Here is a 21,776-nt window from a genome sequence, read left to right as displayed (position 1 = left end):
ATTAAGTTTTTGATAGAAGAATACATTTTAGATTGATGAATTTTATGATTGATGTGATTAAGTCTATTTAGAAGAAAAAAGATATTCTTTTCCTATTATAATTAAAAGAAAACTACTAGATAAAAAGTAGATTTTTGCTACATTTTTAATTCTATGATTTTTTCTTCGGAAATAAAATCTGAAACCAAATAGCTTAGTGCTTTACCAACCTGTCCTGAATTTTCTACGGAAGGAGCCGCTTCGCATAAATGCAGGTATTTACAATTGCTGAAATTGTAGGTTTTAAGGAAACTTCTTATTTCTTCAAGCTGAATGCCAGATGGCGTTTGCGCACTGCTGGGAAAATCTTTAATGCTGTCGCAATCAATTTCGAGTCCGAATGCCTCTTTAGCCACAAAATCTGCAGCCGATTTTAGCGATTTTTGAAAGAAATTTGAATCTTTCCACATTAAATATTCAAAAAGCTGAAATTCGATATTTTCGTCTTCCTTTATTTGATCAAAAATATATTGTGGTGTATAATTTTGATGCAATCCAAAAATGAAATAGCGATGTAGAAAACCTTCAGATTTCGCAAAACTGAAGCCGTTTCCGCTGTGGCGATGTTCCAGCTGTCGTAAATCGGTATGCGCATCGATATTCAGTACATTTATGGCCGATTTTAGTGCTTTTGCGCTTCCTTTTATATTTCCGTAGGCGTTATTATGGCCGCCACCAATAATAATTGGTGTTTTTTCGGCAGCAAGGATAGCTTCAACAACTGGCGATAATCGTTGATCTATTTCTTCGACTAATTCTCCTAATTTTGTATAAAAATCTGGGCTGTTTTTATCGAATTTCGATGCACTGTCCATCAAATCTTTTACAGCTAATTCCCCTAAAATTGCAATATTGGAAGGATAAGTGTATTCATTTACCTGAATATTTAAAAACGAATTTAGAAAAGCATCCCAGGCTTTTGCGGCTCCGGGTTTGCCGTAATTTGCGCGAATGCCAATATCTTCAGGAATTCCCAGGAGGATATACTTTTGTTTCAGATTCGATAATTCCGCAGTACTTTTTACAAAACCAATTTTCTCGCCAAATTTGGTTTCGCCTTCACGAGTAGCAATTTTATACTGAATATCTTCAAAATTATAAAACTGAATATGTTGCATTAGTCGAGTGCTTTTCCGTTTACAAAAACTGTATCGATATTGTTGCTTCCAAAGGCATAAGGAAGAAAGGTATAAGACGGGATTTCTTTGGTCATAATTAAATTCGCCTTTTTTCCTTTGGTGATGCTTCCAACCTGATCACTCAATTCCATCGCATAAGCACCGTTGATGGTGGCTGCGTTTATGGCTTCTTCCGGAGTCATTTTCATTTTAATACAAGCCAGGGAAAGCACAAGATTCATATTCCCGCTAGGCGTACTGCCGGGATTAAAATCTGTTGCAAGCGCAATGGGTAATTCAGCATCTAAAATTTTACGTGCCGGCGTATACGGAATCCCCAAAAACAAAGAGCAGGAGGGAAGTGCAACCGGCATGGTTTCAGTATTTTTTAAGGCTTCGATATCCTCATCTGTCATCATTTCTAAATGATCTACACTTAGCGCTTTATGATCTACACCGGCTTTAATTCCGCCAATCGAATTAAACTGGTTTACGTGAATTTTAGGTTTCATACCATATTTTTTCGCTGCGCTTAAAAGCTGATGCGTATCCTTGACAGAAAAATATCCTTTCTCGCAAAAAATATCGATGTATTCCGCTAATTTTTGCCCGGCCACTTTTGGTAAGATCTCATTGATCACCAAATCCATATATTTTGGTGGTTCGCTTTTGTATTCCTTCGGAATCGCATGCGCTCCCAGAAAAGTAGATTTTATAGGGATGTCATAATTTTCCTGAAGCTTATTAATTACCCGAAGCATTTTTAATTCGCCTTTTTCGGTAAGTCCGTATCCAGATTTAATTTCTACCGCTCCCGTTCCCAGTTTCATTACTTCCTCTAAACGTGCAGCCGATTGTTGGTAAACTTCATCCTCTGGAGTTTCCTGTAAAGTTTTTGCACTATTTAATATTCCGCCACCACGATTTGCAATTTCTTCGTATGGTAAGCCATTTATACGATCTGCAAATTCTTGTTCGCGGTTACCGGCATAAACAATATGCGTATGAGAATCGCACCATGACGGCAACATTATTTTTCCGGTAGCATCAATAATTTCTTCAGCATCAATATCAGGAAGATTTTCCATCGCTCCAAAATCTAAAATCCTGTCATTTTCGATAAGTAGCCAGGCATTTTTAATAGAAGGCAATTCCTTCATTTGCTGGCCAGAAACTTTTTTGATTTCAGGATCACGAATTTGTAAGAGTTCTTTGATGTTTTTGAAAAGCGTTTTCATGGTAATAATAAATGGTGGTTTGAAGCGAAGATAAAAAGGTTGTAAGGAAATAAAATTATAGCACGAAAGCCGCTAAAATCTTCTGTACTTCATAAATATCTACACTGGTATTAAACTTTTTGCAGATTGATGGATGTTGCTCTCCAGAGATCCAGATCTTTAGTTCGGCATCCAGATCAAAACTACCGGCGGTTTCAACACTAAAGCGGGAAATACTTTTGTAGGTAACCGAGAAATATTCAGTTTTCTTACCTGTTAAACCCTGAATGTCTACCAGAATTAGTCTTTTATTAGTGAAAATAAAAGTATCCCGAACAAGTTTGAATCCAGCTTCAATGGTTTCTGAAGGGATTAGTAGTTTGTGATATTTCTCTTCTAATTTTTCTTTGCTTATGGCTCCCGCATTACCTAATAATGATGAAAATATGCTCATGATTTATTTGAATTTAATGAATAAAAAAACTGCCAATAAGTTACAAATCCGAAGATCACAACTTAAAGGCAGTTTTATAAATCTTTGTTATATTTTATCGAATCTTAATTCGATACCCAAACACAAATTAGTTTTTAAGCGATTGCATATCGATTACAAAACGGTATTTTACATCGTTACTGGTTACACGATCGTAAGCCTCGTTGATGTTTTGCATATCGATCATTTCGATATCTGAAACTATATCGTGCTCACCACAGAAATCTAACATTTCCTGCGTTTCTTTAATTCCACCAATTAAAGAACCGGCAACACTTTTTCTTCCCATAATCAATCCGCCACCATGGAATTCTAATGGTTCTATAGCACCAACTAACACCATTGTTGCATCTCTTTTTAATAACCCGATATATGGATTAATGTCGTGCTTAACAGGAACTGTATTTAGTAAAAAATCAAAACTTCCTGCATGTTCAGCCATTTGTTCTTCATCTTTAGAGATCAAAACCTCGTCTGCGCCTAATCTTTTAGCATCCTCACTTTTACCAGGAGAAGTAGTGATCATAACCACTTTTGCACCTAAAGCATGCGCAAATTTAATTCCCATATGCCCAAGACCGCCAAGACCAATTACACCTACTTTGTCGCCTTCTTTTACATTCCAGTTTCTTAGAGGAGACCAGGTTGTAATCCCAGCACAAAGAAGCGGAGCTACACCTTTAGTATCTAAATTTTCAGGAACGTTTAAAACAAATTTTTGGTCAACAACAATTTTTTCAGAATATCCACCAAAAGTGTGGCCACCAAGATGTTCGTCCTTACCATTGTAAGTTCCAACCATTCCGTTTTCACAGTATTGCTCTAAACCATCTTTACAAGACTGGCAATGCTGGCAGGAATCTACCATACATCCAACCCCTACAAGTTGTCCTTCTTTAAATTTTGAAACATTTTCTCCAACGCTAATTACTCGTCCAATAATTTCATGACCTGGTACAACTGGATATTTAGAACCACCCCAATCATTTCTAACGGTATGAATGTCACTATGGCAAACACCGCAATATAAAATATCGATTTCAACATCGTCTGCAAGAGCTTCACGACGATTTATTTGCAGTTGTTCTAGATCTGCTGTATTTGTTTTTGCACCAAATGCTTTAACTTCTGTACTATTCATATTTTCACTTTTCTGCCAAATTAACTGAATTGTTGTGCAAGTAAATCGTGCACGTTGCATTTAACTCATTTTTAACTGAACTTCTTAACCTGGGTCAATTTTTTTTGGCACCGCCAAAGGGAATAATACCCTGAGGCTTGCCTTGAAATTAAAAAATTTTTTCCAACTAATACCTCGTGAGCTTGCCCCCGAGATAGTTTGCGTTTAGAAAATCTCTTTAAGGTATTTCATGTCAGATTTCGCGGTATCGATAACTTCAGCTGTTTTTCCATTAAGCATCATTTTACCCATTGTTTTTGCAAAACCCTTAATTTGTTCGAAATTGATTTCTGGTGGCATCGCAAGAGCATCTGGATCTGTAAAGATGTTTACCACAGCCGGCCCATCATGAGCAAAGGCTTCAGATAGTGCCTTTTTTACATCTTTGGGATCTTCAACTACCCAGCTATGGATATTCATAGCTTTAGCCACTAGAGCAAAATCTGGATTTACCATATCGGTTTGCCATTCTGGGTAACCTTCAACCTGCATTTCTAATTTAACCATTCCTAAAGAAGCATTATTAAAAATGATAATTTTAGCCGGAATGTTATATTGGCTAATCGTCATTAAATCTCCCAAAAGCATGGAAATTCCGCCGTCACCACAAAGTGCGATCACCTGGCGATCTGGATGTCCTAAACCTGCACCAATGGCCATAGGCATTGCGTTAGCCATCGATCCATGATTAAACGAACCGGTTAAATAGCGGTTTTTCTTTCCTTTTAGATAACGAGCCGCCCAAACTGCGCTCATCCCTGTATCTACAGTAAAAATCGCATCGTTTGTAGCAATTTCATCGATTATCGCAGCCACATATTCAGGATGAATTTTTTTATCTTCTCCTTTAGCTAAAACATAGCTGCAATATTTTTCTTCAACTTCCTGATGAATTTTCCTCATCTCTTCTAAAAACTTGGTTTCAATTTTAGTTTCTATGAGCGGAAGAAGAGCTTCTAAGGTATCTTTTATCTTACCGTGATAGCCAAAATTCACTTTGGCACGACGCCCTATTCGTTCTGGCTTTTCATCGATCTGGATAATGGTATTTTTTTCAGGAAGGAAATTAGTATAAGGGAAATCGGTACCTAAAAGCACTAAAGCATCAGCTTCATGCATTGCTTTAAACCCAGACTTTGTTCCTAACAATCCATTTAATCCAACCGCATAGGGATTATTTTCTTTATCAAAATATATTTTTCCGCGGAAGCTAAAACCTATAGGTGCATTTAATTTTTTAGCAAGCTGCATTACTTCATCCTGAGCATCCTTACAGCCATGCCCACAGTAAAGCATTACTTTTTTATTCTCGTTAATTACTTTAGCGAGTGTTTTTAATTCTGAATCCCCCGGTTGTAGTTTAGAGCTGGTAAAATAGTTTTGTTCTGAAGTGGTAATGTGAGTAGCATCTGCTGAAGCCACATCACCAGGTAAGCCTACAACACCCACACCTTTTTGATGGATAGCATGCTGAATCGCACTTTGGAATCCATGTGCTGCCTGAGCCGGAGTGTTTGCCATAAAGCAATATTTACTACAGTCGTCAAATAACTTTGTCACATTGGTTTCCTGAAAATTTTCAGTACCTAGTTTTGTGGTTTCTACCGTCGATGCAATTGCGATCACAGGATTTCCAGATCGGTTGGCATCATAAAGTCCGTTTACCAAATGAACATGTCCCGGGCCACTACTTCCCATGCAACAACCTATTCCGTCTAACTCGGCATCCATCGAAGCTGCGTAAGCACCAGCTTCTTCATGCCGTACATGAATCCATTGCAATCTCCCGTCACGGCGCACAGCATCGTTAACAGGGTTAAGACTATCGCCTGTCACGGCGTAAACACGTTTAACACCGGCTTCAACAAGCATTTTTACCAAAAGGTCTGCAACTGTTCTTCCCATAATTTTTCTTTTTCTTTAAGCGTCTTAAAGGTACTGCTATTGCACAGTTATAGTTGTTAAACAGGTGGTAAAGCGAAGAATAGAAATCCTAATAAACTTATAAAATTTGGAGAGTTTTTAAGGCTTAATCGATATCGCTAAGAGGTTTGGGTATTGAGTGGAGATAGAAAGCCGTTTAATCTATAGTAATTACAAGCATAACTTCTTAAATTAGTCGCCATAATAGGACAGAAGTTTATGGAAAAAGAATATAAAGGCATTAATACCATTTGTACGCATGCCGGCGAATTAGAAGATACACAATTTAAAGGAGCAGTTTCGCCACTTTATATGGCAACATCGTATGCTTTTGAAGATGTTGAGGTAAAACGATATCCGCGATATTTTAATACCCCAAATCAGGTTGCTTTAGCTAAAAAGATGGCAGCTTTAGAACATGGAGAGGCTGCACTGATTTTTGGCAGCGGAATGGCAGCAGTGAGTACCGCTTTGCTTTCTCATGTTCAAACGGGAGATCACGTGGTACTTCAAAATACATTGTACGGTGGAACCAGTAATTTAATTACTGAAGAATTCGATAAGTTTAAGATCGAGTACAGTTTTACAAAAGATGCCAGTCCCGCTGCGTTTGAATCCGAGATTAGAGAAAATACGAAGGTAATTTATATCGAAACTCCTTCGAATCCCTTGCTTACCATTACCGATGTTAAAGCTGTGGCCAATTTAGCGAAAAACAAAGGTTTGGTAAGTATGATCGATAATACATTTGCTTCACCGGTAAATCAAAATCCAATAGATTTAGGGGTCGATATTGTGATCCATTCAGCAACAAAATATATGGGTGGGCATAGTGATATTCTTGCGGGAGTAGTAATTGCTTCAGAAGAAAAGATCGAAACTGTTTTTCAAATGGCTAAGAATCTTGGCGGTAATTTAAGTGACTATACGGTTTGGCTTTTGGAGAGAAGTTTAAAAACGATGGGACTTCGTGTTAAAGCTCAAAATGAAAACGCACAGGTTCTTGCTGAATATTTATATGAAAACGATCTGGTTGCTAAGGTGTATTATCCGGGCTTAAAATCTCATCCAGATCACGAATTGGCGAAATCGCAGATGAAAGGTTTTGGAGGGATGCTTTCTTTTGAACTTATTGAAAGTTTGGATGCTGAAGTATTTCAGAAAAAATTAAAATTGATAAAATCTTCGATGAGCTTAGCGGGAGTAGAAAGTACCATTTTATCGCCTTCAAAAACCTCACACGGTTTATTAACTCCTGAGGAAAGAGCAAAACAGGGAATTAAAGACGGATTGTTAAGATTCTCTGTAGGTATAGAAGAATCAGAAGATTTAATAGCAGATATCGAGCAGGCATTAAAAGCGATTAGCTAAAAATAAAAAGGGAAACCTTATTGCAATAATTGAAATAGAAAAATGATAAAGTTAGATATTTTGGCCGTTGGGGCACATCCAGATGATGTAGAGCTTAGTTGCTCGGCTACTTTGGCCAAGGAAATAGACAGAGGTAAAAAGGTAGGAATTCTAGATTTAACAAGAGGAGAATTAGGAACCAGGGGAACTGCAGAAATTAGAGATCAGGAAGCTTTAGATGCAGCAAAAATACTGGGAGTACATGCACGTGAAAATCTAAGTTTTGCAGATGGATTTTTTATTAATGATAAAGCACATCAGCTAGAGATCATAAAAATTATAAGAAAGTATAAACCAGAGATTGTTTTTTGTAATGCCATAGACGATCGTCATATTGATCATGGTCGTGGATCTAAATTGGTAAGCGATGCTTGCTTTTTAAGTGGCCTGCGTCGTATTGAAACCAGTTTAAATGGAGAGACGCAGGAAGCCTGGAGGCCTAAGCAGGTATTTCATTATATCCAGTGGAAAAATATCGAGCCAGATGTAGTAGTAGATGTTACTGGTTATATGGAAAAGAAGATGGAATCTGTAAAAGCTTATCGAAGTCAGTTTTACGATCCTAATAGCGACGAGCCTAATACACCTATATCCAGTAACAACTTTTTTGATAGTGTAATCTATAGAGCACGTGATTTAGGCCGAATTATCAATACTGAATATGCTGAAGGTTATACCGTAGAACGCTATGTAGCAGTAGATTCGATATTTGATTTAATTTAAATGAAAATTTTTCTTTGCGGAATTGTTTAAATAGTTTACATTTGCAACCGCAATTTGAAATGGTGGATGTAGCTCAGCTGGTTAGAGCGCTGGATTGTGGTTCCAGAGGTCGCCGGTTCGAACCCGGTCTTCCACCCTTATTTGTGAAACCCTGCTTTTTTAAGCAGGGTTTTTTATTTTTATGCAATTTTCACTAAATTTTAGCAAATCGAATTTTTTAGTGAATGTTAATATTTTTTACATTTAGCTTTTCTAACTAAACCTGAATGATAACAAGAAATAAGATTAGGCGTATTGAAGCTTTTCTTGATGCTCACGAAAAAGTTGAAGCAAAGCTTGAATTTTCTTTTCCCTTGCCTAAATTTGAAAGTCTTGTAATAATTTTAAATAGTTATGCCGAGTTAGAATTGTTCTCTGGTTACTTTGAAGATTTTGAAATGCCTACAGAAGAAGAATACGAAGAGATGTGCAACTCTAACAATTACTCAGTTTCTGCATATCCTAAATTCAATCTTTACGCACTTTAACCTTGCTAAAAGGGGGAAAACACCCTTTTATGAAAGTTTACGGTTTCGAATATAATATTATACAAATTTAGTGGTTATCAATATAACTTTTAATGGTATGCGGAGCTACCGCACTTCATTTAAAAAGTTGTTTATAGCCACAAGAAGGATGATGTTTTCGCATCATCCTTCTTACTTTATGTAAAGTCGATATTCTATAGTTTTAAACATATTTTTTAAGCAACCTTTTTGTGTTTTTAGCATCTTGTTATAAACCAATATGCTATGAAGAAATATTTACTTTTAATTTTAGTGTGTCTAATTGCTTTTGTTGCTTGCGATAACGAAGAAGAGGAATTAGAGAGTTTACCCTTGGTGGCGATAACTAACGATGCCATTATTGGCAAGTGGAAGCATATAGAATCAAAAATAAATACAGGAGGTTCTGAAGCTGAATGGAGACCTCAAACAGAGGATCGAATAATCGAGTTTTTTGATGATGGAACATTTAAGCAGCACTATAACAATTGTGATACGGGTACTTATCAAATATTGCTACATCCTTATAATGATGATATAAAAATGATCGAACTCAGTTACGATTGTGAAGTAGATCAAAGTATATATCCAGAGAATAAATCGTACTGGGGAATAGAACTTTTAAATGATAATCATTTGATCTATTTTCCTACTTATAAAGGTCCTATTTGTATAGAAGGGTGTTCTTATAAATTTAGGAAATTATAATTCTTAGCTGTTTCTGGTCTTCCTAAAGTGAATATCGTATTTTGGTCTTTTAAAAAAATACAATGAATTCCAGAGAAGATCAGCTAAAAGCCTTTGATAGACTACTTACAATAATGGACGAACTTAGGGAGCAATGTCCCTGGGATCGTAAACAAACCATGGAAAGTTTGCGGCATCTTACGATAGAAGAAACTTACGAACTTGGTGATGCCATTTTAGATAAGGATATTGATGAGGTAAGAAAAGAACTGGGAGATCTCCTGTTGCACCTTGTTTTTTACGCAAAGATAGGTAGCGAAACAAATGATTTTGATATTGCTGATGTGGCTAACGGAATTTGTGAAAAATTAATTTCCAGACATCCTCATATTTATGGTGATGTTAAGGTTGAAAATGAAGAGGATGTAAAAAAGAACTGGGAGAACTTAAAGTTAAAAGAAGGAAAGAAAAGTGTCTTGGAAGGCGTTCCAAGATCGTTGCCAGCATTGGTTAAAGCGAGTAGGATTCAGGATAAGGTTGCCGGAGTTGGATTCGACTGGGAAGAGCCTAAGCAGGTATTCGAAAAGTTGCAGGAGGAGTTAGGTGAGTTGCAGGAAGAGATCGATAAGGCGGATAAAGATAAAATGGAAGCCGAATTTGGTGATGTTATGTTCTCGATGATCAATTATGCCCGCTTCCTAAAAATTAATCCTGAAAACGCTTTAGAACGCACCAATAAGAAATTTATAAGTCGTTTTAAATATCTTGAAGAAAAAGCTGCTGAAAACAATAAAGCCCTAAAAGATATGAGCCTTACTGAAATGGATGTGTATTGGAACGAAGCGAAGAATTTATAGATTAGAATAGTCTTTAAATAAAAAAACCGTCGATTATTAATCGACGGTTTTTTTATGCTGTACTTTTAATAAAATCTAGTAAAGTGATTTTACTTTTTTCAGTTTTTCTCGCCAAACTTTAAGCTGAGCTTTATGATCGTCTATATTTTTGTGTACTTCCTGTACCAAAGGATTGTCGTCATCTACGTTAGAGAAGAACTGTAAATTGTTCTCTAATTGTCTAATTTCAGCCTGTGTTTCTTCAATTTTCTTAGAAAGGAAAAAGTGTTCATTTCTAATTTTATTGTCATCATCGGCGTCATTAAGTGCCTGGATTTTATTTTCATATTTCAGCATTTCTGCTTTTGTACGATTTACATCCAGTTTTTTGAATAACTGATCCAGAACTTTGTTAAACTTTCCTTCAATAAAACGCTTGTTAAACGGAACTCTACCAATAGTTTTCCAATCAGCAATAAAAGATTTAATGGTTTTAAGGTCCTCTTCTTTATTTCCTGAATGCTCGAAAGAACGAATTTTATCAAGAAGATCTTTTTTCTTTCCAAAAGCGTCCATTTCTTCTTTATTCTCTTCACTGCGGTTCTCATGCAGGCGATCAAAATAATAGTTACAGGCGGCTTTAAATTGCTTCCAAACCTTATCACTATCTTTTCTAGGTACATGACCTATTTTCTTCCAATCCAGCTGAATCTTTTTCATAAGAGGGGTGATGGTTTTAAAATCATCACTATCCTTATTGTCTTCAGCAATTTGGATTAGTTCTTTTTTCTTTTCAAGATTATCGTATTGCTGTTTTTTAAGATTCTTATAAAATGCATTTTTCTTGCGGTTAAAACGTCTTACTGTTTCTTTAAAATCTGCCCAGGTTTCTTCGTTCTTACTTCTTGGTACTTTCCCGGCTTTAAAGAACTCTTCACGCAAGGCTTCGATCTCTTTAATTTTTTGTTGCCATTTGTTGTGGCTGCTGAAGTCCTGATCTGCAATTTCTCGAATCTTTTCGATAATTTGCTGTTTCTTCTCCCAGTTTTTCTCGAATTCCTTATCCAGATTTTCGAAATAATCCTGGCGACGATCGTGAATTACCTTAGTGGCGTTACTAAAACGCTCCCAAATTTCTTCACGATATTCTTTAGCTACAGGGCCTAATTCTTCTTTCCACATTTTATGAAGCATTTGTAGCTCCCTAAATGCACGATTTACATCCTGCTCTTGCGCTAATTCTTCAGCACGGTCTATTACCTTAAGTTTTTGATCTAAATTGTGCTTAAAGTCCATATCCCTAAACTCACGATTTAGGTGTAGAAAATCATAGAAATTCTCTACATGGTGATGATAGGTATTCCAAACATTGTTATACTTATCACGAGGGATTGGGCCGGCAGTACGCCATTTGTCCTGAATTTCTTTAAAGTGGTTATAAGTGGTGTTAATGTTTTCTTCAACATCAAGTAAACCTTTTAATTCTTCAATGATCTCCAGGCGTTTGCTAAGATTAGCGTTTAAATCCTGCTTTAATTGCTGGTAGTATTTGTTTCTTTTTTCGCGATAATCAAAATACAACGAATTGAAACGGTTTTTTAGCGGAGTAGAGTAGTGGAAGTCGATAATATTACCACCTTCGGCAAGAAAATCTTCTTTCTTTTCCTCTAATTCTTCGTCGAATTTCGCATTAAATTCGGTCCTAATTTCAATAACGTGTTCTTTAATTGCCTGTACTTTTTCATTCTTCAGCAATCGCTCTAACTCATCTGTTAGTTGCTCTTTGCTCATCGAATGGTAATCTTTTTTAGGAATGGTGTGGCGCTCTGTAGCGCTTTCATCTTCACTATCCTCGGCAAGAGAATCGTCTACTCCTTTTTTATGCTCTTCGATAATGGCATCTTCATGATCCTCATCATCATCTTCGTTGGTATCTTCAGCGTTTGCTTTTTTCTGGTCTTCAGTTTCCTGAACGAAAGTAGATTCGGCTACCATAGCTTCTTCAAGCTCGTTGGTCGTAGCTTCTGGATTCTCAACCTCTTCCGAAAAAGATTCTGCTACCTTCTTTTCCTCTGTTGTACTTTCTGTAGACGTCTCCGTATTCTGAGTGGCTTCAGAAGTTTCAGGAGTATCTTTTTTAGAAAGTTCTTCTTTCTTGTTTTCGTTATCTGATTGAGACATATCTTTCAATGTTAAAGTTCTGCATGGTTATTAAAGCTGAAAGATAACAACTACACGAAAATTGGGCAAGCAAACCCAATTTTTTATGACAAGATAAGAACGAAAAACATCAAATCTTTAAGAATTCCATATCAACCATGCTGCTTCCGCCTGTAATTGGAGCATTTTATTGCCATTTATAGCAGTAGCCCCCCCTTTCTTACTGTTACTCATAAATTTTGTTTCAGATGGGTTATAAATTAAATCGAAAACAAGATGATTTTTTGTAATAAACTGGTAAGGGATATCTGGACAGTTTTCGATATCGGGAAATGTACCCAAAGGCGTAGTGTTTATTATTAAAGAATATTTCTGAATAATTTCTTCGTTTAAATCTGAATAGGAAAACTGATCTTCTAAAGGTGATCTGGATACGAATTTGTATGAAATACCAAGTGTTTTTAAGGCATAAGCCACCGCTTTAGATGCACCGCCGGTACCCAAAATAAGAGCATGCGTGTGCTGAGGTCTAAGATGAGGTTTTAAAGAGTCTCTAAAACCTATAAAATCGGTATTATGGCCAATAAGTTTACCGCCATTTTCAAACTTAATAACATTTACCGCTTCAATTGCTTTAGCATCTTCAGAAAGATCTTCTAAAAACTTCATCACTTCCAGTTTATAAGGAATGGTAACGTTCATTCCTGAAAGTGTAGGGTTTTTAGTGATAATTAATGGAAAATCGGTAATTTCAGGAATATCAAAATTGACATATTCAGCATTAATTTTTTCTTTTTCAAATTTCTCGTTGAAGTATTTTCTTGAAAATGAATAGGAGATGTTTTTTCCTAAAAGTCCGAATTTTTTCATTTTTTGGTCTCTTTTGAGTGTTTATTACATGATTTTTTCTTCGAAATCACTCATTTTTAGCTAGGATTATTATATCCCAGCTCTTTTTTTTGTCTTTTTGGCGTGTTCTCTTTTCTCGTAAAAAGCGAGGCCAAGAACAATAAAAATACCTACCAAAATAAAGAATATCGCCAAATAGGTTTCGCTATTTGTGAAATCTGGAAAAAATCTATTGTAATTATCTATAATCTTATCTCCGTGGCTATCAAGTAAAAAATTACCGGCATCATTTGTTTTATAAGTTTTGGTTTTCCAGGGCCAAACAACCCCCAGGGACCCTGTTATAAAACCAATAATAGTAGCAAAAGTATCTTTTTTGTAGTTTTTAAGTACAAATCCCAGTAAATGAGAAAGCGAAACCAAACCTGCCAGTGATCCTAAGGCAAAAATGATCATTACCTGTAGTAAATGCATCCTGGCCTGGTTAGAAGTAAAGCTGAAGTCTAAACTTAAAATATCGGCCATGGTATCGTACAATGCGTTAACCGAATCGACCAGTAATAACACATAATTTCCCAATAAAATAAGAATAAAAGAACCGCTAAGTCCAGGAAGCGTCATGCCAGAAACGCCAATCATTCCGCAGAAAAAAACAAACCATAAATTATCATTTTCGCGTGCAGGTTCTAGCATACTAATGGCTACACCAAAAATAATTCCTAACGTAACAAATAAAATACTTCGCCGGCTCCATTCGTCAAAATCTTTACTAATGTAATAGATAGATCCTACGATCATTCCAAAAAAAGCAGACCAAACATAAAGCTCGTAATGAACAATAAGATAATCTAGTAACTTGGAAACACTAAAGTAACTAATAAGCATTCCCAGGATTAAAAGTCCTAAGAATTTACCGTTTACGTAATGATAAAGGCTACGGAATCTTCCCGCTATTAAAAGCTTACCTGCTTTAAGGTTTATTTTTTGAAGGGAATAGATAAATTCTTCGTAAAAACCGGCCACAAAGGCCACAACACCACCAGAAACCCCAGGAACTTTATTGGCAGCTCCCATGGCTAATCCTTTTAGGATAAGGAAAAGTTTATCTGTTAGTGTTCTAGTTTGTTGCATTAGATTCTTCAGGTTGGTTGCTTGCCAAACTTTCCAGAAGAAAAATGAGTCCGAATCCTGCTAACATCAGCACAACAGAAAACAATAATTGAGAATCACCCTCAAAATTCCACGGTAAAACAGAAGTTTCGTTGATTACGATTTCTTTATCATCAAATTTAGCTACTTCCAGTACTTTTTTCCAGGGCCAGATTTTATTTAGAGAACCAGCAATAAAACCGGTTAAAACAGCTAAAGTAATGCTGGTGTAATGGGTAAAAAGCCATTTTAGGATTTTAGAAAAGCTAAGTAACCCAAAAACAGCACCTAATCCAACAATTGCTATAATCTTAAAGTCAAAATTATGGGCAGCTTCTGTTACCGGGCGATAAGCACCTAAAAGTACCAAAATAAATGCACCTGAAATTCCTGGTAAAATCATTGCACAAACTGCAACCGCACCTGCGATAAACATAAATAGCATGCTATCTGAGCTTCCCATGGGAGGCAGTGAGGTAATGTAAAGTGCAACGGCAGCGCCAATGATTAATCCTAAAACGATTTTAAAATTCCAGTTAGGAATTTGCCTGGCCACATACCAGATACTGGCTAAAACCAAACCAAAGAAAAACGACCAGATTAATACTGGATGATTTACCAGTAAATAATTTGCCAGTCGCATTAAAGTAAATATGCTAATAAGAATGCCTAAGAAAAGAGAGACAATAAAGCCGCCATTAAGCTGAAGCCACATTGCTTTAAAACCTTCATTTTTCCAGGTTTTTAAAAGAGACAGATCTACACCACTTATGGTGGAGATCAATTCTTCATAAATTCCTGAAATAAAAGCGATAGTTCCTCCCGATACACCGGGTACAACATCTGCGGCTCCCATAGCCATACCTTTTAACGTAATGCTAAGGTATTCTCGTAAGCTTCTTTGCATATCCTAAAAATTAGATTCGCCCAAAGTTAGGAAATTACTACGAAGCCTTTTGGTAAGAATCTATTAATTGTTTAACACTTTTTCTTTTAAAAATTTCGGGAAAAAGTTCTTCGATAATGATATAATATTCAGCATCAGCTTTTAAACCTTTTTCAAGGTGTTTATAGGCAAGATCTGGACTATTCAACATAAAATATAAACCACTTAAACGATATTCGATTTCAGCGATACCAGGATAAAATTCGTTAGCCTGCAATAAATTTTGTACTGCGGTTTCCCATTCAGCAAGATTTATTAAAATATCGCAACGTCTAATCCAGGTTTCTAATTCGTAATTTCCAAGATCTAAGGTTTTACGATAACCACGCTCAGCTTCTCGGTTTAAATTTAAGCGATTGTTGATTTTTGCATAACGTTTCCAGTAAAGCACATTTTCTTCGTCTATATTAATTGCTTTATTGATATAGTACAGTGCTTTTTTGAAGTTTTTCTTTTTGATATAAAAATCGGTAATCGCAATCCAGCCTTTGTCTAAAAGAGGATCTTCATGAACTGTTTTTTCAAAATTAGATAAAGCTAGTTTATCATTACCCAACTTTTCGAAACATTTCCCAATTCTTAAATATGCAAAAGAAGTTGGATCGTCCAATTCTAAAGTAACATTATAGTTTTCGATAGCTTCAACATAACGTTCCAGTTTTTCCAGTACTTTTCCTTTTTCAAGATAAGCACCAATAAAATACTCATCACTTATAATGGCAAAATCGAAAGCTGTAAGTGCTTTTTTATAGTCTTTTAGATCAAAATATTGTTTACCTACCTGATGCCATGCAACTTCACAATATGGATTTTTATCCAAATACATGTTTAAATATTCGATAGCTTCTTCTTTTTCACCAAGAAAATCGAAGCAATACATCACATTGTAAAGGGCAGAGTAATCTTCTTCATCGGCTTCAAGACAATTCATAAAATTGATCTTGGCATTCTCGAAATCTTCAAGAAAAAGATATTCCATCCCAATCATCGAGTAGATTTCTGCAGCTTCATCTGTCACATCTAAAGCCAGTTCTAAAACATTAATAGCCTTATGATGCTCGTCACGTTTTGAGAAGATTTGTGCCTTCTGAATATAAACTTCTTCGTTATTGGCTTCTAGATCCTGTACTTCGGCTAACAAACCATCAGCTAGATCTAATTTATCTTCAAAAACAAGAATTTCAACTTTAAGAAGTTTAAGGTTGATTGATGATGGGTGCTGAGAAAGGCCTAATTTTACAGCCTTCTTAGCTAGATTTATCTTTCCTATTTCTAGATAATGATGAATAATATTTTCGAATTCATTCGAATCAAAGAACAATACATCATTGGTCTTTAACATAGATTCGAAACGGGAAAGTGAGAAATTGTTATCTTCGTTATGACTTAACTGCATAAGCAAGTTGTTACTGGATTTCTACATTACTAAAGTTAAAAAAGGATTTAACCAAGTATCATAGACGCTTTAATTGTTGTTAACAAAGTAATCAACAACCTAAGCTTTATTTTTTATTTTGTTTAGAACGTCAATTATAATGCCACATCCTTCTTCTATTTCTTCCATAGAAATTGTGAGTGGCGGGGTAATTCTTACGGCTCTTTTTTCGAATAAAAGCCAGAATAAAATTAGTCCTTTTTCTTTACAATCTAAGATCACGTTGTTGGCGATTTCTTCAGAATTCACAATGGCTGCAAGCATTAAGCCTTTTCCTCTTACTTCTGAAATTAATGGGTGAACCAGCAATTCTCTGAAGCGTTTTTCTTTTTCTAGAGTGGCTGCCATTAATTCAGTTTCCAGAATGGTTCTTAAAGTGGCATGACAGGCAGCTGCCACTAAAGGATTTCCGCCAAAAGTGGTAATATGTCCCATTTTTGGATTGTCTGAAAGTAAATCCATTAGTTCTTCTGAAGCAACAAAAGCTCCAACAGGTAAACCACCGCCCATTCCTTTACCAATTGCTAAAATATCTGGAACAACTTCATAATTTTCAAAACCGAACAACTTTCCTGTTCTTCCAAAACCAGGCTGAATTTCATCTAATATTAGTAAAGCGCCTACAGCCTCGCAACGGGCTTTCACTTTTTTGAGATAATTATTTTTTGGCTGAATAAATCCGCCGCCGCCCTGAATGGTTTCTAAAATAACCGCAGCAGTTTTTTCTGTAATTCGGTTTAAATCATCGGCGTTATTAAACTCGATAAAATCGATATCCCCAATTAATGGTCTAAATGGTTTTTGGCGTTCTTCAAAATTCATCAAACTTAAAGAACCCATCGTATTACCATGATAGGCATTTTTAGCCGCCAGGATTTCTGTTCTTCCGGTGGCGCGCCTGGCAAGTTTTAAGGAGCCTTCAATAGCCTCGGTACCCGAATTTACCAGGTAAACTTTATTTAAAGGATCTGGAAGATTTTGTGCTAAAAGCTTCGAGAATTCTACTGCCGGAGCTTGTGCATATTCCCCGTAAACCATAACGTGCAAATATTTATCTGCCTGTTCTTTTATGGCCTTAATCACAGTAGGATGACAATGTCCTAAACTTGTTGCTGAAACACCAGCTACAAAATCCAGGTGTTTTTCTCCATCTGATGTGTAAATGTAAGATCCTTTGGCATCGATAACTTCTAAACCTAAAGGGTGTAGTGATGTTTGTGCCTGATATTGTATAAAATCCTTATTCAATTTTTAAAGTGGCTTTTGGGGTTTGCAGACTGTCTTTTTCTTTTTTAGTTGCGTTAGTTTTTGCTTCAGATGGTGTAATCGAATTAGGATCTACCTTAACTCCTTCTGGAATCATAGGTTGTACGCTAGGAATACTATCCTGAACTTTATCTTTTAAATCTTGTGGTTTTAATCTCGAGTTTTCATTTAACAACATATCTCCGTCTTCACGTTCTTCAAAGAAATTTTCAATTTGTTGGGGTAAAGGGATACCCTGTATCTTTACCAGTTCAGGTGGTTCTTTTCCTTTAAACAAATCCTGTTTTTTTTCTAATCTTTCGTCGCCACGCCAATTAAAACCTTGCAGCGTTCTATTGCTTTTTAATACCTGCTCCTCGGGTTTTAAGTCACCATCAACAGCTTGGTAATAGTAGACATCTTCAATTTCCCGTTCTTTAAAGTACACCTCAATTCTACTGGAAAGGGTTTTACTAATTCCAATAAGGTCGCTATTTTCTGTTCTGCTGTAATATAAAGTCTCTGTATTTTTATCAATATCAACTTTGTACAGCTCATTTTCTTCAAATAAACCTATTAGAATTTGTCCTTTAATCTGGTTATAACCATCTATACTGTCCTTATTAATAAGAAACGCATTATTATAAACTTTTAAACTATCTAGTTGTTCGGTTTCCTTATTACTTATAATTTGAATGGTATCTCCCGTCATTTGGTTGAATCCAGACCATAACACGGGATTTCGTTTTACTGAAGTTGGTGAGTTTTCGCCCGGGTTTATATTGATAAGCTTGGTAATTCCATCTCTTTGGTTCACAAAGATAGAATCACTTTTACCGCTCATATCAGTTTTATACATTCTTACGTCGTAAAAGCCACGTAAAATTCTATTTTCTGGTTTTCCGGTAACCAGCAGTGTATCACTGTGTATAAATAATGAATCTTGATTCTGAAGGCTTGCAGCAACAGGCCATTTTGTAATAATAACCGAATCTTTTTCTCTAAAAACTTCGGCATAGTGCCCCGTGACTTTACTATCATTTGCCGTATCAATAACCTGAATATTATTGGTAGCTGAAGCGAAACTTTTGTTCCGGTCAAAAAAGAGACTATCTCCTAGAACAGTTCGATTATCATAATCGATCTTAGAATTTTTTACAAAGTATCCTGTGTCACCGCGGGTATCGTAGAAACCACGTTCGCAATACACGGTACTTTCTTCACCTTCGATGGTAGAGGGGCCGTATAGATAGGCATGTCCGCTTTCAGAATAAAAATCTATATGATCTGAATTAACAATATAATCTGGGTTTGTTATTTTTACATTCGATAAGAAGGTGTATTTGTCTTCTTCAAAAAAATATCTTCCAATGGTGCTGGTAAGTACACTAGCTGTATCGGTCACTTTACCACCGCTTCTGTAATAAGCTTCCTGTTTTATCCGGTCAAAAAACAAGGTGTCTGTTTCTAAAGTAGTTTGTGGGCGTTCCATTTTTACTTTTCCGCTGGCAAATGCAAATTGAGTATTACCATTATATTCAGCATAATCACTGTTCATGCTTACGGTATCGCCCTGTTTCATTCTAACTTCCCCATAAGCCTTAAAGAAATTATCACTTTCATAAAAAACTGCATTATTGCACCAAACTTCAATTCCCTGATGAATAAAATGAACCTGATTATTTACTTTACTCATTACCAATGCGCCAGGATATCTTTCTTCATCACGATACTGGCGATCATTTTCATAATCTATTTTTCGGCCAGTTTCCTGTGCGTGTGCTAAGCTTATGCTAATAAGTAAAAATAATATATAAAGGAGATTTCTCAACATTCAAAAATTTGTGCAAAAATAGCGAAAATGATTGGATCGCTTAGAATGACTTTTGTAGTTATGATAACGTTTGAAATTCAAAATATTTCATTTTTTGATATTAAACAAGCTGAAATGATTTCTTAATGATTAATAAATCTTTCAAAAAATTGGGAATTATTAGGTTTTTGAAAATGGCTTTAATAAAACATTAACGATTGTATTAAAACCATAGCGTATTTCGCTCCGTATGTTTAGTGTAAACTAATAAGATTTAATTATGAAAAAACCAGTAGTGAAGTTGGAATTTCAGGACAATAAAGGATCTGGAAGCTCCCGTAGAAGATTTATCAAGATGAGTAGCCTTGCCTTTGCAGGATCTACACTTTTATACGCTTGTAGTGAAGACGATGATTTTAATCCCGGAATGGAACCAGAACCGGAACCAGATCCAGATCCAGAGGTTTTTGACCTTGGAAGCGGAGATTTAGGAATTTTAAATTATGCTTACGCCTTAGAGCAGCTTGAAGCCGCATTTTATACAGCGGTAAGATCTGGGGCATATTATGCAGGTGCACCTGCTGAAGAGCAGGAGCTATTCGACGATCTTTATAATCATGAAGTGATTCATCGTGAATTTTTTAGAACAGCGATTGGAGCTGCAACAGCAGACACTCCTGAAGCTATGTTGCCCGATCTTGAATTCGATTTAGAAGGAGCCGGTATAGATATAGATAGTCGTGAAAGCGTTTTAGCAACCGCGATGTTATTAGAGGATACAGGTGTAAGTGCTTATAACGGAGCAGGAGATCGTATCGAACTGGCAGATTATTTAGTAATTGCCGGGAAAATAGTATCTGTAGAAGCCAGACATGCTTCAGCAATTAGATCTTTACTAAATGTAAATTCTGCAGATTTTGCAGGAGATGATGTTATCGATGATAATGGTTTAGATCCAGCTGCAGATCCAGCAGATATCTACTCTGCAGTGGTAGATTTAAATGTTGTGGCAACACCATTTACAGCAAACAATTTACCAGCACCACAGCACGAATCGTAAACTACTAACTTAAAACGAAAAAATTATGAGTATTATAAAGATGTTAAATGAATTTTCTTCTGAAAATTTAATGAATAAAAAATCATCCAGAAGAGACATGTTTGGAACATTAAGCTCTTTTGGTAAAAAAGCAGCCATCGCTGCCGTACCTTTTGGATTAGCTTCAAAAAGCACAAAAGCTACTGCTGCAACATCAATGTTTTTTGATCATGTTGGGCCGCTGCAATTAGCACTAACCTTAGAATATTTAGAAGCCGAATTTTACTTGAAAGCTTTAGAGTCTGGAGTTCTTGAAGGAGGATCTAGATCAGAAACTGCTTTTATGCAAATTTCTAAGCATGAGTCGGCACACGTAGACTTTCTAATAGCTGCTTTAGCTGAAGATTCTATAGATTCTCCAACCTTCGATTTTACTGCCGGTGGTGCATTTGATCCTTTTAATGAAGGAGACACACCTATGGAAACAAGTAGAGCGCAATTGTTAGTTTTAGCACAGGCTTTTGAAGATACAGGCGTTAGAGCATATAAAGGCCAGGCAGGAGCTTTAATGGGAACTCCATATTTAGAGCCTGCGCTTCAAATTCATTCTGTAGAGGCTAAGCACGCTTCAGAAATTAGAAGAATTAGAGGTCTTAAAGGATGGATTTCTGGAAGCGAAAGAGGAGATGGAATGCCAGCAGTTACTCAGGATGTATATACTGGTGAAGAAGTAACTTCTCAGGCAGGGATAGATCTTGTAGGTTACAATTATGGTAATTCACCAATTGTTGGAGATGTTACCGCTGCCGTTACTCAGGCTTTTGACGAGCCAATGACGGGAGAAACAGCTAGTGCTATTGCAAGTTTATTTATCGTAAACGAATCCTAGTGTTTCGTTCTTTCCATATAGATTAAGAAAAAAAGGCTGTTTTTCAACAGCCTTTTTTAGTATTAAAAATCGATAATTTC

At 36.1% G+C, this 21,776-nt stretch carries 19 protein-coding genes and 1 tRNA gene; 8 read left to right on the top strand and 12 right to left on the bottom strand.

Translation table 11 applies throughout. The features are described from left to right. Nucleotides 1-137 precede the first annotated feature (137 nt). From IIF7_RS10945 to IIF7_RS10925, 5 genes are all read right to left on the bottom strand, one after another. Nucleotides 138-1,157, bottom strand: a complete 1,020-nt coding sequence (locus IIF7_RS10945; protein WP_084841733.1) for a formimidoylglutamase — start codon at nt 1,155-1,157, stop codon at nt 138-140. Further along, nucleotides 1,157-2,395 (bottom strand): imidazolonepropionase, encoded by a 1,239-nt coding sequence (gene hutI, locus IIF7_RS10940; protein ID WP_084841732.1) that lies wholly within the window; start codon nt 2,393-2,395, stop codon nt 1,157-1,159. The genes IIF7_RS10945 and hutI overlap by 1 nt, the downstream gene beginning before the upstream one ends. Nucleotides 2,396-2,450: 55 nt before the next feature. After that, nucleotides 2,451-2,828, bottom strand: coding sequence for a PH domain-containing protein (locus tag IIF7_RS10935; RefSeq protein ID WP_084841731.1), 378 nt, complete (start codon nt 2,826-2,828; stop codon nt 2,451-2,453). Nucleotides 2,829-2,955: 127 nt separating this feature from the next. After that, the gene (locus IIF7_RS10930; protein WP_084841856.1) at nt 2,956-4,008 is read right to left on the bottom strand and encodes an NAD(P)-dependent alcohol dehydrogenase; all 1,053 of its coding nucleotides are present in this window, start codon (nt 4,006-4,008) and stop codon (nt 2,956-2,958) included. A 204-nt stretch (nt 4,009-4,212) separates the two neighbouring features. After that, nucleotides 4,213-5,952: a thiamine pyrophosphate-dependent enzyme gene (locus IIF7_RS10925; protein ID WP_084841730.1), complete on the bottom strand. Its 1,740-nt coding sequence runs from the start codon at nt 5,950-5,952 to the stop codon at nt 4,213-4,215. 237 nt (nt 5,953-6,189) lie between these two features. Between IIF7_RS10925 and IIF7_RS10920 the strand changes: the two genes are divergently transcribed. From IIF7_RS10920 to mazG, 6 genes are all read left to right on the top strand, one after another. Continuing rightward, nucleotides 6,190-7,341: a trans-sulfuration enzyme family protein gene (locus tag IIF7_RS10920; RefSeq protein WP_084841729.1), complete on the top strand. Its 1,152-nt coding sequence runs from the start codon at nt 6,190-6,192 to the stop codon at nt 7,339-7,341. 45 nt (nt 7,342-7,386) lie between these two features. Continuing rightward, nucleotides 7,387-8,103, top strand: a complete 717-nt coding sequence (bshB1, locus tag IIF7_RS10915; RefSeq protein ID WP_084841855.1) for a bacillithiol biosynthesis deacetylase BshB1 — start codon at nt 7,387-7,389, stop codon at nt 8,101-8,103. A 61-nt stretch (nt 8,104-8,164) separates the two neighbouring features. Then, nucleotides 8,165-8,240, top strand: a tRNA-His gene (locus tag IIF7_RS10910). A gap of 129 nt (nt 8,241-8,369) precedes the next feature. Next, nucleotides 8,370-8,630 carry a hypothetical protein gene (locus IIF7_RS10905; RefSeq protein WP_084841728.1) on the top strand — a complete coding sequence of 87 codons (261 nt, stop codon included), beginning with the start codon at nt 8,370-8,372 and terminating at the stop codon, nt 8,628-8,630. A gap of 264 nt (nt 8,631-8,894) precedes the next feature. Beyond that, the gene (locus IIF7_RS10900; RefSeq protein WP_084841727.1) at nt 8,895-9,356 is read left to right on the top strand and encodes a hypothetical protein; all 462 of its coding nucleotides are present in this window, start codon (nt 8,895-8,897) and stop codon (nt 9,354-9,356) included. A gap of 62 nt (nt 9,357-9,418) precedes the next feature. Then, nucleotides 9,419-10,192: a nucleoside triphosphate pyrophosphohydrolase gene (gene mazG / locus IIF7_RS10895; protein WP_084841726.1), complete on the top strand. Its 774-nt coding sequence runs from the start codon at nt 9,419-9,421 to the stop codon at nt 10,190-10,192. 75 nt (nt 10,193-10,267) lie between these two features. Here the strand turns inward: mazG and IIF7_RS10890 are convergent, their stop codons facing one another. From IIF7_RS10890 to IIF7_RS10860, 7 genes are all read right to left on the bottom strand, one after another. Further along, nucleotides 10,268-12,352 carry a DUF349 domain-containing protein gene (locus IIF7_RS10890; RefSeq protein WP_084841725.1) on the bottom strand — a complete coding sequence of 695 codons (2,085 nt, stop codon included), beginning with the start codon at nt 12,350-12,352 and terminating at the stop codon, nt 10,268-10,270. A 117-nt stretch (nt 12,353-12,469) separates the two neighbouring features. Continuing rightward, nucleotides 12,470-13,201: a shikimate dehydrogenase family protein gene (locus IIF7_RS10885; protein WP_084841724.1), complete on the bottom strand. Its 732-nt coding sequence runs from the start codon at nt 13,199-13,201 to the stop codon at nt 12,470-12,472. 69 nt (nt 13,202-13,270) lie between these two features. Next, complete coding sequence (locus tag IIF7_RS10880) at nt 13,271-14,311, bottom strand: DUF368 domain-containing protein (RefSeq protein ID WP_084841723.1); 1,041 nt, start codon at nt 14,309-14,311, stop codon at nt 13,271-13,273. Beyond that, nucleotides 14,298-15,236, bottom strand: coding sequence for a DUF368 domain-containing protein (locus IIF7_RS10875; protein WP_084841722.1), 939 nt, complete (start codon nt 15,234-15,236; stop codon nt 14,298-14,300). The genes IIF7_RS10880 and IIF7_RS10875 overlap by 14 nt, the downstream gene beginning before the upstream one ends. A gap of 37 nt (nt 15,237-15,273) precedes the next feature. After that, complete coding sequence (locus tag IIF7_RS10870) at nt 15,274-16,671, bottom strand: tetratricopeptide repeat protein (protein WP_084841721.1); 1,398 nt, start codon at nt 16,669-16,671, stop codon at nt 15,274-15,276. Between the two features lie 99 nt (nt 16,672-16,770). Next, nucleotides 16,771-17,958 carry an aspartate aminotransferase family protein gene (locus tag IIF7_RS10865; protein WP_084841720.1) on the bottom strand — a complete coding sequence of 396 codons (1,188 nt, stop codon included), beginning with the start codon at nt 17,956-17,958 and terminating at the stop codon, nt 16,771-16,773. Further along, on the bottom strand, nt 17,951-19,789 hold the full coding sequence (locus IIF7_RS10860; RefSeq protein ID WP_176218936.1) for an OstA-like protein: 1,839 nt from the start codon (nt 19,787-19,789) through the stop codon (nt 17,951-17,953). The genes IIF7_RS10865 and IIF7_RS10860 overlap by 8 nt, the downstream gene beginning before the upstream one ends. Before the next feature lie 259 nt (nt 19,790-20,048). On the opposite strand from IIF7_RS10860, the gene IIF7_RS10855 reads away from it, so the two are divergent. Continuing rightward, the gene (locus IIF7_RS10855) at nt 20,049-20,828 is read left to right on the top strand and encodes a ferritin-like domain-containing protein (protein WP_084841719.1); all 780 of its coding nucleotides are present in this window, start codon (nt 20,049-20,051) and stop codon (nt 20,826-20,828) included. A gap of 25 nt (nt 20,829-20,853) precedes the next feature. Beyond that, the gene (locus IIF7_RS10850) at nt 20,854-21,696 is read left to right on the top strand and encodes a ferritin-like domain-containing protein (RefSeq protein ID WP_084841718.1); all 843 of its coding nucleotides are present in this window, start codon (nt 20,854-20,856) and stop codon (nt 21,694-21,696) included. Nucleotides 21,697-21,776: the final 80 nt, after the last annotated feature.

This window comes from Zunongwangia atlantica 22II14-10F7, from assembly GCF_002094855.1.
In the GTDB taxonomy this organism is placed as follows: Bacteria; Bacteroidota; Bacteroidia; order Flavobacteriales; family Flavobacteriaceae; genus Zunongwangia; species Zunongwangia atlantica.
Note: the sequence above shows the minus strand (reverse complement) of the source record. Positions and strands in the feature narration are given on the sequence as shown.

Coding starts and splice junctions, on each gene's coding strand:
- IIF7_RS10945 (WP_084841733.1), bottom strand. CDS start 1,157: ATGCAACATATTCAGTTTTATAATTTTGAAGATATTCAGTATAAAATT.
- hutI (WP_084841732.1), bottom strand. CDS start 2,395: ATGAAAACGCTTTTCAAAAACATCAAAGAACTCTTACAAATTCGTGAT.
- IIF7_RS10935 (WP_084841731.1), bottom strand. CDS start 2,828: ATGAGCATATTTTCATCATTATTAGGTAATGCGGGAGCCATAAGCAAA.
- IIF7_RS10930 (WP_084841856.1), bottom strand. CDS start 4,008: ATGAATAGTACAGAAGTTAAAGCATTTGGTGCAAAAACAAATACAGCA.
- IIF7_RS10925 (WP_084841730.1), bottom strand. CDS start 5,952: ATGGGAAGAACAGTTGCAGACCTTTTGGTAAAAATGCTTGTTGAAGCC.
- IIF7_RS10920 (WP_084841729.1), top strand. CDS start 6,190: ATGGAAAAAGAATATAAAGGCATTAATACCATTTGTACGCATGCCGGC.
- IIF7_RS10905 (WP_084841728.1), top strand. CDS start 8,370: ATGATAACAAGAAATAAGATTAGGCGTATTGAAGCTTTTCTTGATGCT.
- IIF7_RS10900 (WP_084841727.1), top strand. CDS start 8,895: ATGAAGAAATATTTACTTTTAATTTTAGTGTGTCTAATTGCTTTTGTT.
- mazG (WP_084841726.1), top strand. CDS start 9,419: ATGAATTCCAGAGAAGATCAGCTAAAAGCCTTTGATAGACTACTTACA.
- IIF7_RS10890 (WP_084841725.1), bottom strand. CDS start 12,352: ATGTCTCAATCAGATAACGAAAACAAGAAAGAAGAACTTTCTAAAAAA.
- IIF7_RS10885 (WP_084841724.1), bottom strand. CDS start 13,201: ATGAAAAAATTCGGACTTTTAGGAAAAAACATCTCCTATTCATTTTCA.
- IIF7_RS10880 (WP_084841723.1), bottom strand. CDS start 14,311: ATGCAACAAACTAGAACACTAACAGATAAACTTTTCCTTATCCTAAAA.
- IIF7_RS10875 (WP_084841722.1), bottom strand. CDS start 15,236: ATGCAAAGAAGCTTACGAGAATACCTTAGCATTACGTTAAAAGGTATG.
- IIF7_RS10870 (WP_084841721.1), bottom strand. CDS start 16,671: ATGCAGTTAAGTCATAACGAAGATAACAATTTCTCACTTTCCCGTTTC.
- IIF7_RS10860 (WP_176218936.1), bottom strand. CDS start 19,789: ATGTTGAGAAATCTCCTTTATATATTATTTTTACTTATTAGCATAAGC.
- IIF7_RS10855 (WP_084841719.1), top strand. CDS start 20,049: ATGAAAAAACCAGTAGTGAAGTTGGAATTTCAGGACAATAAAGGATCT.
- IIF7_RS10850 (WP_084841718.1), top strand. CDS start 20,854: ATGAGTATTATAAAGATGTTAAATGAATTTTCTTCTGAAAATTTAATG.